Source organism: Cupriavidus lacunae, from assembly GCF_003353055.1.
GTDB lineage: Bacteria > Pseudomonadota > Gammaproteobacteria > Burkholderiales > Burkholderiaceae > Cupriavidus > Cupriavidus lacunae.
Genome location: NZ_QKWJ01000021.1, coordinates 17,274 through 32,803, shown reverse-complemented (window position 1 = coordinate 32,803; position 15,530 = coordinate 17,274). Strand labels below are relative to the sequence as shown.

The window sequence follows — 15,530 nt, the reverse complement described above, 5'->3', positions numbered from 1 at the left end:
CACTTGACGCTCAGACAATTGCACAACGCGTCATTCAGGTAGTCATGGGCTGGGCGGACGAACATCTGCGTCAGATATCGCATTACTTCCAGGTCCTGGACCCTGCGCCGGGAACGGTGACCGCTGGCCCAAGAGTCTAGTGGGCTTCTTCTTCAACCTCCCAACCGCCGCCCGCAGCAGCGAAAATTCGCACGAGGTTCGTCCGCAGGCTCGCATCCGACGTAGCCCGCCGCGACTCCGCGTCGAGAAGATCACGTTCGGCCACCAGCACGTCCAGCAAGCCCACATAACCGAAACGGTACTGCGCTCGCGCCAGTTCGGCCGCGCGCCGATTCTGGGCCACACCCGCTGCGAGCGACGCGTTTCTCGACTGCTCGTTCAGGTAGGCCGATATCGCGCTTTCCATATCCTCCAATGCATCGAGCACTGCCTGCTGGTATGCCAGGAAGGCTTGCGTCTGCCGCGCATCGGCAGCGTCAATCTGTGAGCGGATGCGACCAAAGTTCAGCACCGGCTGCACCAGCCCGATGCCGATCCCCCACGGCGTTGAGGAGAACGGCGTGGCGTCCTGCACGCCAAACAGCGCGGTTAGCGAGATGTTCGGGAACAGTTCTGCTACCGCCGCCTTTCGCGCGGAGATCGAAGCGGCGAAGCGTCGCTCCGCCACCCGCACATCCGGCCGCGTGGCAATCACTGAGGCCGGGGCCGAAACTACGATACGCCCGTCGAGCGGCGGCTGCGGCGCTGCGGCCACCTCCTGCAGGTTGCCCGGCGTCCGACCGATCAGCGCGGACAGCCGGTTAGCTGCGGCGTCCCGCGCTGCCCGGAGCGACGGTACGCGCGATTCGGTCGTCGATGTCTGCGCGGCCGCGCGCTGCACGTCGAAGTTGCTCACCAGCGCGCCGCGCTGCTGGGCTTCCACCAGCTTCAGCGTCCGCTGTTGCGTCTCGAGATTGCTCTCCGTCAGTTCGATCTGCCGGTCCAGGTTGCGCAACTCGAAGTAGGTGCGCGCCACCTCGGCCAGTAGCGCCACGCGCACGGCCTGCTCGCTGGCCTCAGTCGATTGCAGGATGGCCGTGGCCTGTGCCGTGCGAGCCTGATTGCGACCGAACAGGTCCAATTCCCATGCCGCAGACAGCGCGACCTGGTTCACCGTGACCGACTTGTCGTTAGTCAGCAGCCCGCGATTGCCGCGCTCGCTGCTCACCACGGCGTTCACTTCCGGCACCAACGCCGATTGCGCCTGCACCCGCGCTGCCCGTGCCTCCTTCACCCGTGCCCGCGCAATCGCCAGCGACTTGTTGCCGGAAATCGCCTCACGAACCAACGCGTCCAGCGCAGGATCGTGGAAGTGAGACCACCATTTCTGGAGGACCTGCGCGTCATCGTGGCTGACGATCAGGTCGGCGTTCGTCGGTGTGGGCGCCAGCGTCTGCCAGTGCGGCGCGACGTCGACACCGGGGTCTTGGGGCCCCACAGGGCTCGTGCAACCGGCCACGAAAGCTGTCGCGGCGGCAAGAACGGACGCAGTCAATCGTTCAAGCTTCAACATGCTGCTGTACCTTTTCCTTTCGCGTGAGGCGCTTTTCCAGGTTCCGGATCAGGACATAGAAGACTGGCGTCAGGAACAGGCCGAAGAACGTGACGCCGATCATGCCGAAGAACACTGCCACGCCCATCGCGTGGCGCATCTCGGCGCCGGCACCGTGCGACAGCACCAGCGGGAGCACCCCCATGATGAAGGCGATCGACGTCATCAGAATCGGTCGCAGGCGAAGGTGTGCGGCCTCGATGGCCGCCGCCAGCGTACCCTTGCCGTGCATCTCCAGTTCGCGGGCGAACTCGCATATCAGGATCGCGTTCTTGCAGGCCAGTCCTATCAGCACGAAGAAGCCTATCTGCGTAAAGAGGTTGTTTTCCCCTCCTGTCAGCCAGACCCCCGCGATCGCCGAGAACAGGCACATCGGCACGATCAGGATGATCGCAAGTGGCACGAACGGGCTTTCGTACTGCGCGGTGAGCACCAGGAACACCAGCAAGATGCAGATCGGGAACACGATCAGCGCGGTGTTGCCGGCCAGGATCTGCTGGTAGGCCAGCTCGGTCCATTCGAACGCCATGTCGCCCGGCAGCGTGTCGTTCAGGATGCGCGTGATGGCCGCCTGCGCCTGCCCCGTCGAGTAGCCAGGGGCCGGACGGCCATTGATGTCCGCGGAGCGGTAGGCGTTGTAGCGCGAGGCGTTGTCGGGGCCGCTGGTCTCGCTAAGCGTCACCACGGCGCCCAGCGGCACCATCTTGCCTTCGACGTTGCGTACCTTCAGGCCGAGGATGTCATCGCGCTTCGAACGGAAGTCCTTGTCGCCTTGCGCGATCACCTGGTACGTGCGGCCGAACTTGTTGAAGTCGTTCACGTAGAGCGAGCCAAGATAGATCTGCATGGTCTTGAACACATCATCCACATCCACACCAAGCTGCGCGGCCCGGGTACGGTCCACGTCTGCATAGAGCTGCGGCGTGGAGACGTTGTAGTTGGTATACACACCGGCCAGCTCGGGCGCCTTGCGCGCCTTTTCCAGCACTGTGTTCACCACGTTGCTCAACGCCAGATACCCGGTGTCGCCACGATCCTCGATCTGCAGCTTGAAGCCTCCGGTGTTGCCGAGCCCTTGCACGGGCGGCGGCGGGAAGACGGCGATGAAGGCATCGCGGATCGACGCGAATTGCTTTTGCAGGCTGCCCGCCATCGCCGGCCCCGACGTCCCCTGCTTGCGGAGTTCCTCAAACGACTGTTCACCGACGAATACCACGGCAGAAGATGGGCTGTTGATGAACCCGTTAATTGACAGCCCCGGCAACTGCACGGCGGTGTTGACGCCTGGCGCCTTCAATGCCACATCGCCCATCTGACGGACCACGGCTTCCGTGCGATCCAGCGTTGCGCCTTCCGGCAAGCGAACCAGGTTGACCAGGTAGCCCTTGTCCTGGATCGGCACGAAGCCGGCCGGCACGCGGGCGAAGCCAAGCACCGTGGCCGCCAGCAGCGCCGCGTAGAACACCATGGACCCGCGCTTGTGCTGCAGCGCTCGCTTCACGCCGCCGCCGTAGAACTCCCCTCCCCGCCTGAACACCCGGTTGAAGCGAATGAAGAAGCCACCTAGCCATCGGTCCATCAGGCGCGTCAGCGCATCCTTGGGCGCGTCGTGCGAGCGCAGCAGCAAGGCGGAGAGCGCCGGTGACAAAGTCAACGAATTGAACGCCGAGATCACGGTCGAGATCGCGATGGTCAGCGCGAACTGGCGATAGAACTGACCGGTGAGGCCGCTGATGAACGCGATGGGCACGAAGACGGCGCAAAGTACCAGCGCAATGGCGATGATCGGCCCCGTCACCTCTTTCATCGCCTTGATGGTGGCTTCGCGTGGCCGCAGGCCCGTGGCAATGTTCCGCTCGACGTTCTCGACCACCACGATTGCGTCATCCACGACGATGCCAATCGCCAGCACTAACCCGAACAGCGACAGTGCATTGATCGAGAAGCCAAAACCAAGCATCACCGCGAACGTGCCGATTACCGACACCGGCACTGCCAGCAGCGGAATGATGGCCGCGCGCCAGGTCTGCAGGAAGACGATCACCACCAGCACCACCAGCACGATGGCTTCGAGCAGCGTATGGATGACTGCCTTGATCGAATCGCGCACGAACGTGGTCGGGTCATAGGCAATGCGGTACTCCAGGCCATCCGGGAAGCGCTTGTTCAGTTCGGTCATCTTGGCGCGAACGTTGTTCGAGATATCGATGGCGTTCGCGCCCGGGGTCTGAAAGATCACCATCGCCAGCGCCTGCTTGTTTTCCAGCAGCGCACGCAAGGCGTACTCGCTCGCGCCCAGCTCCACGCGAGCTACGTCCTTGAGGTAGGTGACCGCGCCCCCCTCTCGCTTGACGATGATATTCTCGAACTGGTCCACGTCGGCCAGGCGACCCTGCACGTTCACGGGCAACTGGATCTCGACGTTGTCCTTGTACGGCGGCCCGCCCACTACGCCAGCCGCCACCTGGATGTTCTGCTTGCGGATCGCGGCTACTACCTCGTCGGGATTCATATCGCGCTCGGCAATCTTCTGCGGATTGAGCCAGATGCGCATCGCATAGTTGCCCGAGCCGTACAGCTTGATCTGGCCGATGCCCGGAATCTTGGACAGTTCGTCCTTGACGTTCAGCAGCGCGTAGTTGCGCAGGTAGAGATTGTCATAGCGGTCCGACGGGGAGATCAGGTGGACGACCATCGTCAGGTCCGGCGAACTCTTGACCGTGCTGACGCCGAGCTGCCGGGTCACCTCGGGCAGGCGCGGGAGCGCCTCGTTGACGCGGTTCTGCACCAGTTGCGTGGCGAGGTCTGGGTCCGTGCCAAGCTTGAACGTGACCGTAAGCGTCAACACGCCGTCGCTGGCCGCCTGCGAGGACATGTACAGCATGTTCTCGACGCCGTTGATTTGCTCCTCCAGCGGCGTAGCCACGGTTTCGGCAATGACCTTGGGGTTAGCGCCGGGGAATTGCGCGCGCACGACCACCGACGGCGGCACGACTTCCGGATACTCGGAAATTGGCAGCTTCGGAATGGCCAGCACACCGGCAAGAAAGATAAGTATCGAGATGACCGCCGCGAAGTTCGGGCGGTCGACAAAGAACTTCGACAGATTCATGAGACTACTCCGCCCCGCGTGCTGCGGTCGCGGCGGCAGTCTTCACTTCGCCTTCGGCCAGTTCCTTCGGCATGACCGTCACCTCGGGCTTCACGAACTGCAACCCGCGCGCGACTACGCGCTCGCCGGGCTTGAGTCCACTCGTTACCACATGCCTGCCGTCGAGGCCTGCACCGAGCGCGACTTCCCGATAGGCCACCTTGTTGTCCCGGCCCACCACATACACGAATCTCTTGCTCTGGTCGCTGCCGAGGGCCACGTCCGGCACCACCAGCGCGGACGCGGCGTCACTGCCGGCCAGCCCGATCGAGACGAACATGCCCGGAACGAGCGCCCCGTCGCGGTTCTCGAACCTCGCCCGCGCGCGGATCGTGCCGCTGCGGGAGTCGATCTTGTTGTCGAACGTGTAGATCACGCCCTGGTAGATCCGCTCCGTGTCGCCCTGCACGCGCATTTCCACCGGGATGTGCTGCTCCTCGTTGTGCGTCCCGGCATGCCGGCGGATCGACTGAACATAGGCCTGCTCGTCGACATCGAAGTCGGCATAGATGCCGTTGTTCGACACGATGCGGGTCAGCACAGGCGCATTGGCGCCGGGCTGGACGAGGTTGCCGAGGGTGACTTCCGCGCGGCTGATACGGCCGCCGATCGGAGCCTTGACGTTGGCGTAGTCGAGATTAATGTCTGCCTGCCGCAACGTGGCCTCGGCCGCCAGCACCGCTGCCTTGGCCATGCGGTCTTCGTTGGTACGCTGGTCGTGCAGGCTCAGCGGGATCGCTTCGGCGTCGATCAGGCCCCTGGCACGCTCACGCTCGGCGGCCGCGAATTCGGCGCGCGCACGGGCCGAAGCCAGGTCGGCGCGGGCGCGGGCCACGGCGGCCTCGTAGGGACGCGGGTCGATCACGAACATTACATCGCCTGCCTTCACTGTTTGCCCGTCGCGCACGCGGACTTCCACGATTTTTCCGCCCACTTCGGGCCGGACCAGCGCCTCGTCCACCGCGCTGAGGCGGCCGGAAAAGTTCGCCCAGATGCGCACGTTCTCAGGCACCAGTGTCTTCACGAAGACCTCGGGCGCGGCGGTCGCCGGGGACGTCGCTGCGCGCGTGTCCTTCAATGCCATCGTTGCGACCAATGTGCCGGTCGACACGATCAGTACCCCACCTGCCAAAAGCCAACGCCGCCCAGGGGCGAGGCCGTTCTGTTTCTCTGCCATGCTCTGCTGCCAATCCATCAGTTGATTCATCGGAGATTCGAGCCGACTGGGCACCACGCACGCCCGTCAGATACCTCGGTCTTCAGCGCGTAGTGCCGGATGTTGCGGCGACCACCGCGGCTGGCTGCACTTCCGGCCGCACGATCCGCTGTCGCGCCCGTTCGGCGACGAACAGCGCCACCGTCAGGAAGACCGCCCCCGCGAGGCCGAGGGCATGACGATCGAACCACGTGATGGCCGCGCCGCCGATGACGCCTGACATCGATACGCCAACGTAGATTGCCGCCGAATTCAGCCCCATCAGCAGCGGCGCGGCGGCCGGTGTGATGCTGATGAGCCGGTGCTGCTGCGGGACCAGCACACCCCAGCCACACACGCCCCAGACAATAAGTGCGGGAACGGCGCTCACCAGCGATGCCGACGTCAGGGGCAACAACGCGAAGTCGATGACCAGCGCGGCGATGGCAACGTTGATGATGCGGCGGCTGCCGTAGCGATCGGTCAGCCGTCCGGCGGCAAGGTTGCCGGCAGTCGCCGCCACGCCCCAAAGCAGCAGCAGGCCTGCCAGCACGCGCGAGTCGCCGCCGGTGGCCCGATCAAAGCTCAGGCCAATGTAGGTGTAGACGAGGAACAAGCCCGCATAGACCAGCCACGTAGTCAGCAGAGTCAGCAATACTCGGGAATCGGCCAGCGGCGCGAGACGGCGCGACAGGCTGACCGCCGGCGGTGTCGGGATCTCCGGCAGGCGCCAGGCCACGCCCAGGCCGGCCAATGTGCCGACGGCGGCCACGAACCACATCGTCGCACGCCAGTCCAGCGCGCCGCCGATGAAGGTGCCCAGCGGCGCGCCTAAAGCCGTCGCGCTGGACAGCCCACCGATCACGATTGCAAGTGCCCGCCCACGCTGCTCTGGCGGTACCAGCGACGCTCCTGCGGCCGTCGCGGTCGGACTGAACATAGCCGCGCCAAGGCCCGCGATTAGGCGGCTGGCCAGCACGAGCTCGATGTTCGGCGCCAGGGCCGTCACCACATTGCCCACCACGAACACGGCAAGGCCGGCGAGCAGCAACCGCTTGCGCGGCCAGTGGGCCGCTGCGGCGGCGATCACTGGCGACAGCAACGCATAGCTCATCGCATAGAGCGTGACCATCTGCCCGGCCAGCGCCACGGATATGCCGAGCGAGGCGGAGACCTGCGACAGCACGCCGGCAACAACAAAGCTGTCCGTGCCGATCGCAAACATGCCGCTGGCGAGGACGATAAGACGTCTATCCATTTGAGAGTCCTTCGCGGCACAACTGGCCGCCGATTAGCGGCATTGCTGGGCAAATTCCGCAAAAGTTTCTTGATGCAACTTACGATAGCGTATTAGGTTGCATCATGCAACCTTCTCGTCTACGATTGTGCTTATGCATCGCAAAACTTTCACAGGAATGAACTGCTCCGTGGCAGGCGCCCTTGAGCAAATCGGCGAATGGTGGAGCCTGCTCATCGTGCGTGAGTGCACGATGGGGACGACTCGTTTTGACGACTTCCAGCAACGCCTCGGGATCGCGCGAAACGTGCTGACTACGCGACTGAACACGCTGATCGAGCATGGAGTGCTGGTGAAGGTGGTGGCTGAGGGCAGCGAACGGCGCACCGAGTACCGACTGACGGAAAAGGGAGAGGCGCTTTATCCGATCATCGTGGGGCTAATGCAATGGGGCGACGAATGGTGCAGCTCGCGAAAGCCCATCCGCCTCGTCGAGGACAGCACCGGCAAGCCGGTCGAACCGGTCAGACTGCGCGTGGGTCCGCGCACGCTGGGCTTGCGCGACGTGCGCTTGGAAGCCGGCAAAGGTGCTACGGAGCGAACGACTGAGATCATCGACGCCCGCAACAAGGCCATACTCGGCAAATAATCACCAAGTCACTCACCGCTTGGCAAGGCGCCGGGTCGCACGGGCCCGGCGGCCGCCGCACGCCAACGGCGCGTTTCGCCCCGTGCGGCCCGGGCTTGTGGTACTCCACGCGCCCGCTGCCCTCCCCCTACTTGCCAAGCACGACGAGTGGGGCGCCGTTCGTGACGATATAGGTCGCGAGTTCCGACGCCTGCCCGCTGCCGACGTTCCTGGCCGAATGTGGCGTGCCTGCGGGAATGAAAAGGGACTCGCCCGCGTTGAGCCTGACCGGCTGTTGATCGGCAAGCTGGTACTCAAGGGTCCCCTGCAGCACGTGAGCAATCTCTTCGCCGGGGTGCGAGTGTTTCGGGGCAAACGCGCCGCGGTCGAAGTCCACGCGGACCTGAATGCCTTCCCGACCCGGGACGCTGAGGTCGTGGCGGGCCAGATCGGTTCGATGGACTTCAGGCGTCTGTGCCTGCGCGCTGTGGAGGTGCGCGGCAAGGCTGGCGATGACCAGGGCACCCATCGTGATTCGGACGATATTCATTTCACTTTCCTTGATTGTCTGTCGAAGCGAGCAAGCGATTCGTGCGGGGCAGGCTGGCTGCATCCACAACGATTCATCGCGGGTGAGAGATACTGGAGCGGCCTCGCCTACTCCGCGTCGAATGCGGCGCGCACCTCTGAAATCGTCGCAGCCTTGTCCTGGAGATGCGGGTAATGGCCGATGCCGGGCAACAGCTTCAGATGCAGATGCGCGCGGCTTGCCAGCTCTTCGCCCATCTCCTTGCGAATGTAGATGTCCTTCTCGCCCCAGATCACCGTGACGGGCGTCTTCAACTTGGCCAGGTTTGCTTCGAAATCGTCCTGGTCGCGCGTGAACCGGGTGTAGTACTGGTAGAACGCATCGGCAGAGGTCAGCGCACCGTTCTGCCATCCCCGGGCCATGTCTGCCTTGAACTCCGGCGAGACTTCATAGTGTGAGGACTCGGGAAGCCCGCGCGTGAATGCGTTCTGCAGGATCTCGTCGCGGGTCCGGTTGAACGCCGCATGCACAGCATCCGCCGTGGCGGGATCCTTGAGCCCCTGCAGTCGCTCCTGCATGAATTGCGGACGGTTGAACGGTGCAAAGTCGCCAACAATGATCCGTCTGGCGATGGCTGGGTCATTGACGGCAGCCATCAGGGCGGGCAGCGCCCCGATATCGGTCGCGTAGATCACCAGCCGCTGCTTGTCGATTCCGATCGTGGAGACGTAATCCACCAACACCTTGGCATAGTCCCTGGGCGCATAGGAAAACTTATCCACGCCGGGACGAGACGATTCACCATAGCCGGGCCAGTCGAAAGCATGAACCTCATAGTCTTGGCCCAGGGAAGACGCCACGTCTTTCCACGCGTAAAGCGTTTCAGGAAACCCGTGCAAAAACAAGACCGTGCCCTTGGCGCGCGCATTGTGCACAACCAGACGCCTTAGCTTGATATCGGGATTCACCTGCACGAAACCGATTTCAGGCGTCGTGACCGGCGTTGCCGCTTGTACGTTTCCAATGAGCAGCGTAACAGCTAGGGCGGCTGCGGGGCCCGCGGCACTTTTGAACCGAAGCGCGCTGCGAACCGTGGTTTTCATCGTCATGTCTTTCACCATTTGCTTGACCTGCAAGCACCCAAACCGACACGGCGGATGTCTGTTGCATATGCAGCATTGAAGAAGAGATTTGTATCTCTACTGTAGTGAATCGCTGGGGCCATCGTATTTGTTCGTATCGGCGGCTGCCATCGATACGTTGGGATACAAAAATCCCTCAGTACGTAGTTCGACGTGTGCTCAAATGCAACATCGCCTAGTTCCACGCGAAGTGGTCGGCCTCACAGTTTGCACTTTATCGACGTATGACCGCCAGAATGGTTGTATATGCAACTCAATCACCATGAAGACTTCTGACTCTGGCACTGCAAGAAAGAACAGCGCAGGCAGTGAAATCCTGCGGAGCTGCCTGCTTACCCGTACCCGTCAGATTTCCCGTGTGCTGACAGCGATCTATGACGATGCGCTGCGGCCATTTGGGATCAACGCGCCTCAGTTCACGCTGCTTGTGATGATCCAGGAATTAGGCCCAATAGGCCGCGCGGCGCTTGGCCGACGCAACCACCATGATCGTTCGACACTGACCAGAAACCTGCAGCCGCTGTTGGCACAAGGCTGGATAGCCGAAGGCACCCCGGACGAGAATGGTCGTACGCGGCCACTGGCCGTAACGAAGCTTGGTCAGACTCTGCTTCGCAATGCCGCGCCTGCGTGGGCTTCCGCACAAGCGACGACGAGGACGTTGCTCGGCGAGGCTGGTGCTAACGCCATCATGGACATTGCCCGTGATCTGCCGAAACAATAGCGGCCGCTTTTTTTGCCATCTATGTTGCATATGCAACCTCACCGCATCTATCTTTTTCCCGGATGCCTTCCAGCCGGGCCATCTCATCGTCCAATCTTTCGACGGGCGCAGTGCGTCTCCCCCGCACCGCTCCCCTTGGATCGATGCCTGAGACCCCTGCAAACGTAACGGACGTGGAGGTATTTTCCTCCCCGTCTTTCGAAACAAAGTCCACGTGTCAGGGCTAGCCCGAGTGGGCAATCATATTTACAAGTGAGGATTTCGCAATGACTAATGCACTTGATGACGTACGCGAACACTATCGCGCGACCAACTTGACCGAGCGGCTGAAGATAGCGCTCACCGTTTTCGGGCCGGAGGATCAGCCGCTCACACTGCAGCAACTGAGCGCACTCGATCACTTTCACACGCGTGGGCTTGGTGCCACGGCCGATCTTGCCAAACTGGCGGGAATCTCCGCCGACATGTCCGTGCTGGACGTTGGTTCGGGCGTTGGCGGACCGGCCCGTTTTCTGGCCGCGACCTATGGCTGCCGGGTGACCGGTGTCGACCTCAGCGAACCGTTCGTGGATGCCGCGCGCTATCTCACCCAACGCACAGGGCAGAGCGAGCGTGTGTCGTTCCATACCGCCAGTGCACTGGATCTTCCCTTCGACGGCGACTATTTCGACGCCGTCATGCTGCAGCACGTGGCGATGAATATCTTCGAGCGCCCACGGCTATACCGGGAGATCCGACGCGTACTGAGACCGGGCGGCAGATTCGCGACGTTTGACGTAGTCGCAAACGGCCGCGAGCCGTACTTCCCCGTCCCGTGGGCGCGTACGCCGACAACGAATTTTCTCCTGACGGCCAATGCAACGCGCGAGGCGATTGAACAAGCAGATTTCCGCACGCTGACATGGCAAGACGACACCGAGGCCGCAAAGGCCTGGTTCGCCGAACTGCGTGCGTCAGGGCCGCCACCCTCACCAAATCTTGGTGTTGTGATGGGGCCAGACTTCGCAGAGCTTGCCTCCAATCTGGGTCGAAATCTGCTGGAAGGCCGACTCGGCATTCTCACTGCGGTGTTCGAGGCCGCATGATGAAACACCTACTTCTCAATTTGGCAACAGCCTCTGTACTGGTCGCTTCTGCTGGAGTCTCCATGGCGCAAACCACTTCGATGCCAACCACACCAACCACACCAACCACACCAACCACACCAACCACGAAGATATTGGCGATTGGCACCTTTCCGCCGGGCACGGACATGCAACTTGTCCAAGACATTGTACCGACCGAAGTTCGCGAGACAGCGCAACTCTACCTCGAAGGCAAGATTGACCAGTGGTATTCACTGCAAGACCGGGCTGGGGTAGCGTTCATCCTGAACGTTACGGACGTAAGTCAAGCGCATGGAATGCTTGAGGCACTTCCCTTGGGGAAAGCGCACTTAATGACATTCTCGCCCTCATAGAAGGCCCACTGAAGCCATTGAGTAAGCTTTTGAATTCGCCTTCCCCCCAGTAGAAAGCGCTAGGGCGTACTGGGCTGCTGCGCCGCGGGTTTTCTTGGAGAGGAAGGCAACGTGGGCAGCGATGGCAGCGATCACGCCTGCTTCCATGCGCTGGATGAGGCGGACCGCGCAACCGATGGGCGCCGCGACCGACCGCGCTCGCCTCGCTTCCGCGGAATAAGTAGCGCATCGCGCTCGCACGCACCCGACCAACCATATCTGCGGTCCCGCGCTCCCGTTACTATGCTAGTCACCATCGACCGGCACGGGAGCGAGCTTGGCCAACCCGGATCTTCTCGATCGCGACCAAATGACCGCGCACGTCGTCGCTGCACAAGCAAGCCCGTGCGACGAACTCGTCATCCGCACGCAGCCCACCGCGGTCGACCGCCCGTGCCGGCGCAAGCGTCTGGCGCTCGCCGCGACGATCCTCGGCTCAAGCATGGCGTTCATCGACGGCTCCGTCGTCAATGTCGCGCTACCCGCCATTCAGAGCGAACTCGGCGCGAGCGTCGCGGCAATGCAGTGGATCGTTAACGCCTACCTGCTCTTTCTCGGGTCCCTCGTGCTGGTGGGCGGATCGATGGGCGACAAGCTCGGCCGCCGCACGGTGTTCATTGCGGGCATCGGGGTCTTCACGCTGGCGTCGGCCGCTTGCGGGTTCGCGCCGGACGCGAATTCGCTGATCGCCGCGCGCGCAGTGCAGGGCATTGGTGCAGCGCTCTTCGTACCCGGTAGTCTCGCGATCATCGGCGCCGTGTACGAAGGCGAAGCGCGCGGACGGGCAATCGGCACTTGGGCGGCCGTCGGGGCGATCACGTCCGCGGCGGCGCCGGTGGCGGGCGGCTGGCTCGTCGACGTGTTGTCGTGGCGCGCGATATTCTTCCTCAACGTCCCGCTTGCAGCGGTGACGATCGCGCTCGCGATTGCGTCGGTGCCGAACAGCCACAAGCTCGATGCGCCGCAACGGTTGGACTGGCCCGGCGCGCTTAGCGTCGCAGCGGGGCTTGCTGCCCTCACCTATGGTCTGACCGAGGCGTCCGCGCGCGGTTTCGCAGATCCGCTGGTACTGTGCGCGATCGGCGCAGGCGCGTTCGTGCTGGTCGCATTCGTGATGATCGAAGCGAACAGCCGTCACCCCATGATGCCGCTCGACGTGTTCCGCTCACGCGATTTCACCGGCGCCAACCTCGTCACCCTGCTGCTCTACTTCGGCCTGAGCGGCACACTGTTCTTCCTGCCCTACACGCTGATCCGCGCACATGCCTACACCGCAACCGAAGCGGGCGCTGCGCTGCTGCCGGTGCCGGTCATCATCGGCTTGTTGTCGCGCTTCACCGGCGGCCTGACGAGCCGCTTCGGTTCGCGGATCCTGTTGAGCGCTGGCCCGGGTATCGCGGGAATCGGATTCGTGATGCTGGCATTGCCGTTCGTGCTCGGCAGCTATTGGGCCGGATTTTTCCCTGCGCTCACCGTGCTCGGCCTTGGCATGACGATCACCGTCGCGCCACTCACGACGACTGTGATGGGGTCGGTGCAGGCTGACCACGCAGGCGTTGCATCCGGCATCAACAATGCGGTTGCGCGTGTGGCGAGCCTGCTGGCGATTGCGGTGCTCGGCATCGTGTTTGTGTGGTCGCACCAAGCGGCGCTGTCGGTGCGGCTGGATGAACTGGGCGTTCCTAGGGACGCGCGCCGGACCGGGCAGTTGCTGGAGCCGGGCGCGCAAGCCGGGGCGGCAGCGGGCGACGCCCATTTGCCGACTCAGACACCCGTGGCGCTGGCGGAAGCCGAAGCTATCACCGACGCGCTGCGCGCCGTTGCATTGGTGTCCGCCGTTTGCGCGTTCGCCGGAGCGGGTCTCGCGGTGGCGACCATCCAACCCCGCAGGTGAGATGCCTCGTGCCGCCGGGACGCGTCCGGTCCTGCTGACAGTTCAGCGTTACGTGAACCAAGACCCGGATAGTAGCAACAGATGCATTCAGTGAACTTTGCTGCGCCTCAACTGGAATGCCACAGATACCCGGTCGGCAGGATAGACGGTATCTGTCATTTCCATGATCCTGCCCAGGGCATCCTTGTAATGCCGGATCAGCCGCAACCCCGCAGAGCCCGTCTCCACGCCAAGCCGCTCCGCGAGCGTGGCGTCGATCAGCGTCGCAGTCACCATCTGGCGTATCTCGGTAATGGCGATGGCACGTTCGCGCTCGATCAGGGCGCTGACCATGACATGCGGATAACGGCGAACAGCATCTACCAGGCCGGCAAGCGACGCATCGATATAGATGTCAGCACGGGCCACCGGCGTGCTGCCATTGCGGGCATCCACGCGCAGGCCGCTGAGCAGCACCCATGCACCGCCTACCGGCGCCTCCAGCCGCCGCGCCATTACCCGGTCCAGCGCGACATTGCGCACGTCCTCAATGGCACGGACCTCGGTGGCCGCCACCCGCACCAGGTCCTCGGCCGTGCCAAAGGTCTGGGTATAGGCCGCGCTCGGATTGGCACTCTCGACAATGGTGCCGACCGCTTTCTTGCGCGAAATGTAGCCCAGATCCTGCAGCACCCGGAGCGACGCGCGGACCGTGTGGCGGCTGACGCCGTGCTGCCCGGCCAGTTCGAGTTCGGTCGGCAGCAGGCTGCCGACCACGTGACGGCCTTCCACGATTTGCTTGACCAGCGTGCTGGCCAGTTCGGCATAGCGCGTGGGCGCGACGGGTGAGTCGGCCCTGCTGTCCTTCGTTATGGCGGCCATGGCATTGAGGTGCGGGTCGGGAGCCCGCGCATTGCGGGATCCCCGGGAACTGAATGAACGGCCTTACCCGATAAAGAAGCGCTGGTCCGCCTCTGCCGGCAACGTCATGCCTGTCACCTTGGCCTTTTCCAGCACCTCCCAGAAATAGCGGTACGTGGCCCGGTCGTGCAGCTCCCCTTTGTACTGGATCGGCCCCCAGTCGGCGTCCTGCGCGGCGACCAGGATGCCGGCGGCATCCTCCACTTCACTGAAGTCGGGCCGCATGGCGTTGACGATCGGCAGGATCTGCGCTGGATAGATGCTCCACATGCGCAGAAAGCCGAATTCATTGCGCGCGCGGCTTGCGTCCGCGGCGATCACGTCGGCGTCCTTCAGGTTCAGGCAGACGTTATGCGCGGGGACGATGCCATTGGCCAGCGCGGCGGCCACCATGTCGGCCTTGGCGCGCGCAAGCAGCGCGTGCTCGAACTGGCCGGGACTGCGCATGGCCGCGGCCGGAATGGCACCGTGGTGGCCGCTGACAAAGTCCATCAGGCCAAAGTCCAGCACTTCGATGCCCGGCAACTCGGCGATGCGGAACACGTCGCGCAGCGCCCCGTGGGTTTCGATCAGCACGTGCACCGGCACTGGCCGGGACAGGCCGGCCTGCTTCGCTGCCTGCCCGATGTATTCGGTCACCTCGGCCACCTGCTCGTAGCGGGTCGCCTTTGGCACGGTGATATAGGCAAGACGACCTCCTGCCCCGCCCACGATGATGTCCACGTCCTGGCGCCATGCGGGGTGCGAGGGGTCATGGATGCGCGCGCCGGCCCGGCCGAACTGGTTGCGTTCGGAAGCAATCATGCGCGCCACCATCGCCGCGTGCTCTCGCTCCTGGCCGGCTGCGGCGCCGTCCTCGCAATCGCAGGTCACGTCGAAGACCGGGCCGTATTCGACCTGCAGGTCCAGCGCCTTGCCAATCAGCTTCTCGCTGCCGGCAAAATGCTCGCAGGCGGCCAGTACCGGAAAGCTTTTCTCGCCGGCAAAGAGGGCATCCTTCGGATGCGTCAGCGTCGTCATGTTGTGTCTCGATAGATTGGA

At 63.4% G+C, this 15,530-nt stretch carries 13 protein-coding genes; 5 read left to right on the top strand and 8 right to left on the bottom strand.

Annotated elements, in window-relative coordinates:
- Positions 1–136 precede the first annotated feature (136 nt).
- The 4 genes from DN412_RS18030 to DN412_RS18015 are packed head-to-tail and all read right to left on the bottom strand — an operon-like array spanning position 137 to position 7,195.
- A complete protein-coding gene (locus tag DN412_RS18030) occupies positions 137–1,552 on the bottom strand; it encodes an efflux transporter outer membrane subunit (RefSeq protein ID WP_115212910.1) in 1,416 nt (471 codons plus the stop codon).
- Positions 1,539–4,703, bottom strand: coding sequence for an efflux RND transporter permease subunit (locus tag DN412_RS18025; protein WP_115212852.1), 3,165 nt, complete (start codon positions 4,701–4,703; stop codon positions 1,539–1,541). Before DN412_RS18025 ends, DN412_RS18030 begins: the two co-directional genes overlap by 14 nt.
- A gap of 4 nt (positions 4,704–4,707) precedes the next feature.
- A complete protein-coding gene (locus tag DN412_RS18020; RefSeq protein WP_115212851.1) occupies positions 4,708–5,949 on the bottom strand; it encodes an efflux RND transporter periplasmic adaptor subunit in 1,242 nt (413 codons plus the stop codon).
- 52 nt (positions 5,950–6,001) lie between these two features.
- Positions 6,002–7,195 carry an MFS transporter gene (locus DN412_RS18015; protein WP_115212850.1) on the bottom strand — a complete coding sequence of 398 codons (1,194 nt, stop codon included), beginning with the start codon at positions 7,193–7,195 and terminating at the stop codon, positions 6,002–6,004.
- 133 nt (positions 7,196–7,328) lie between these two features.
- Between DN412_RS18015 and DN412_RS18010 the strand changes: the two genes are divergently transcribed.
- A complete protein-coding gene (locus DN412_RS18010; protein ID WP_244222687.1) occupies positions 7,329–7,823 on the top strand; it encodes a winged helix-turn-helix transcriptional regulator in 495 nt (164 codons plus the stop codon).
- A gap of 127 nt (positions 7,824–7,950) precedes the next feature.
- Here DN412_RS18010 and DN412_RS18005 read toward each other — a convergent pair whose 3' ends face one another.
- Both DN412_RS18005 and DN412_RS18000 read right to left on the bottom strand, forming a co-directional pair.
- The gene (locus tag DN412_RS18005) at positions 7,951–8,352 is read right to left on the bottom strand and encodes a cupin domain-containing protein (protein WP_167471101.1); all 402 of its coding nucleotides are present in this window, start codon (positions 8,350–8,352) and stop codon (positions 7,951–7,953) included.
- 107 nt (positions 8,353–8,459) lie between these two features.
- Complete coding sequence (locus tag DN412_RS18000) at positions 8,460–9,440, bottom strand: alpha/beta fold hydrolase (protein ID WP_244222686.1); 981 nt, start codon at positions 9,438–9,440, stop codon at positions 8,460–8,462.
- Between the two features lie 295 nt (positions 9,441–9,735).
- Between DN412_RS18000 and DN412_RS17995 the strand changes: the two genes are divergently transcribed.
- The 4 genes from DN412_RS17995 (at position 9,736) to DN412_RS17980 (ending at position 13,589) form a co-directional block, all read left to right on the top strand.
- Positions 9,736–10,197 carry a MarR family winged helix-turn-helix transcriptional regulator gene (locus tag DN412_RS17995; protein ID WP_115212847.1) on the top strand — a complete coding sequence of 154 codons (462 nt, stop codon included), beginning with the start codon at positions 9,736–9,738 and terminating at the stop codon, positions 10,195–10,197.
- A 266-nt stretch (positions 10,198–10,463) separates the two neighbouring features.
- On the top strand, positions 10,464–11,282 hold the full coding sequence (locus DN412_RS17990) for an SAM-dependent methyltransferase (RefSeq protein ID WP_115212846.1): 819 nt from the start codon (positions 10,464–10,466) through the stop codon (positions 11,280–11,282).
- A 62-nt stretch (positions 11,283–11,344) separates the two neighbouring features.
- The gene (locus DN412_RS17985; protein WP_244222685.1) at positions 11,345–11,656 is read left to right on the top strand and encodes a hypothetical protein; all 312 of its coding nucleotides are present in this window, start codon (positions 11,345–11,347) and stop codon (positions 11,654–11,656) included.
- A 349-nt stretch (positions 11,657–12,005) separates the two neighbouring features.
- Positions 12,006–13,589, top strand: coding sequence for an MFS transporter (locus DN412_RS17980; protein ID WP_115212845.1), 1,584 nt, complete (start codon positions 12,006–12,008; stop codon positions 13,587–13,589).
- A gap of 87 nt (positions 13,590–13,676) precedes the next feature.
- On the opposite strand, the gene DN412_RS17975 is transcribed toward DN412_RS17980, so the two are convergent.
- Both DN412_RS17975 and DN412_RS17970 read right to left on the bottom strand, forming a co-directional pair.
- A complete protein-coding gene (locus DN412_RS17975) occupies positions 13,677–14,450 on the bottom strand; it encodes a GntR family transcriptional regulator (protein WP_115212844.1) in 774 nt (257 codons plus the stop codon).
- 63 nt (positions 14,451–14,513) lie between these two features.
- A complete protein-coding gene (locus DN412_RS17970; RefSeq protein WP_115212843.1) occupies positions 14,514–15,509 on the bottom strand; it encodes an HpcH/HpaI aldolase/citrate lyase family protein in 996 nt (331 codons plus the stop codon).
- Between the last annotated feature and the right edge of the window lie 21 nt (positions 15,510–15,530).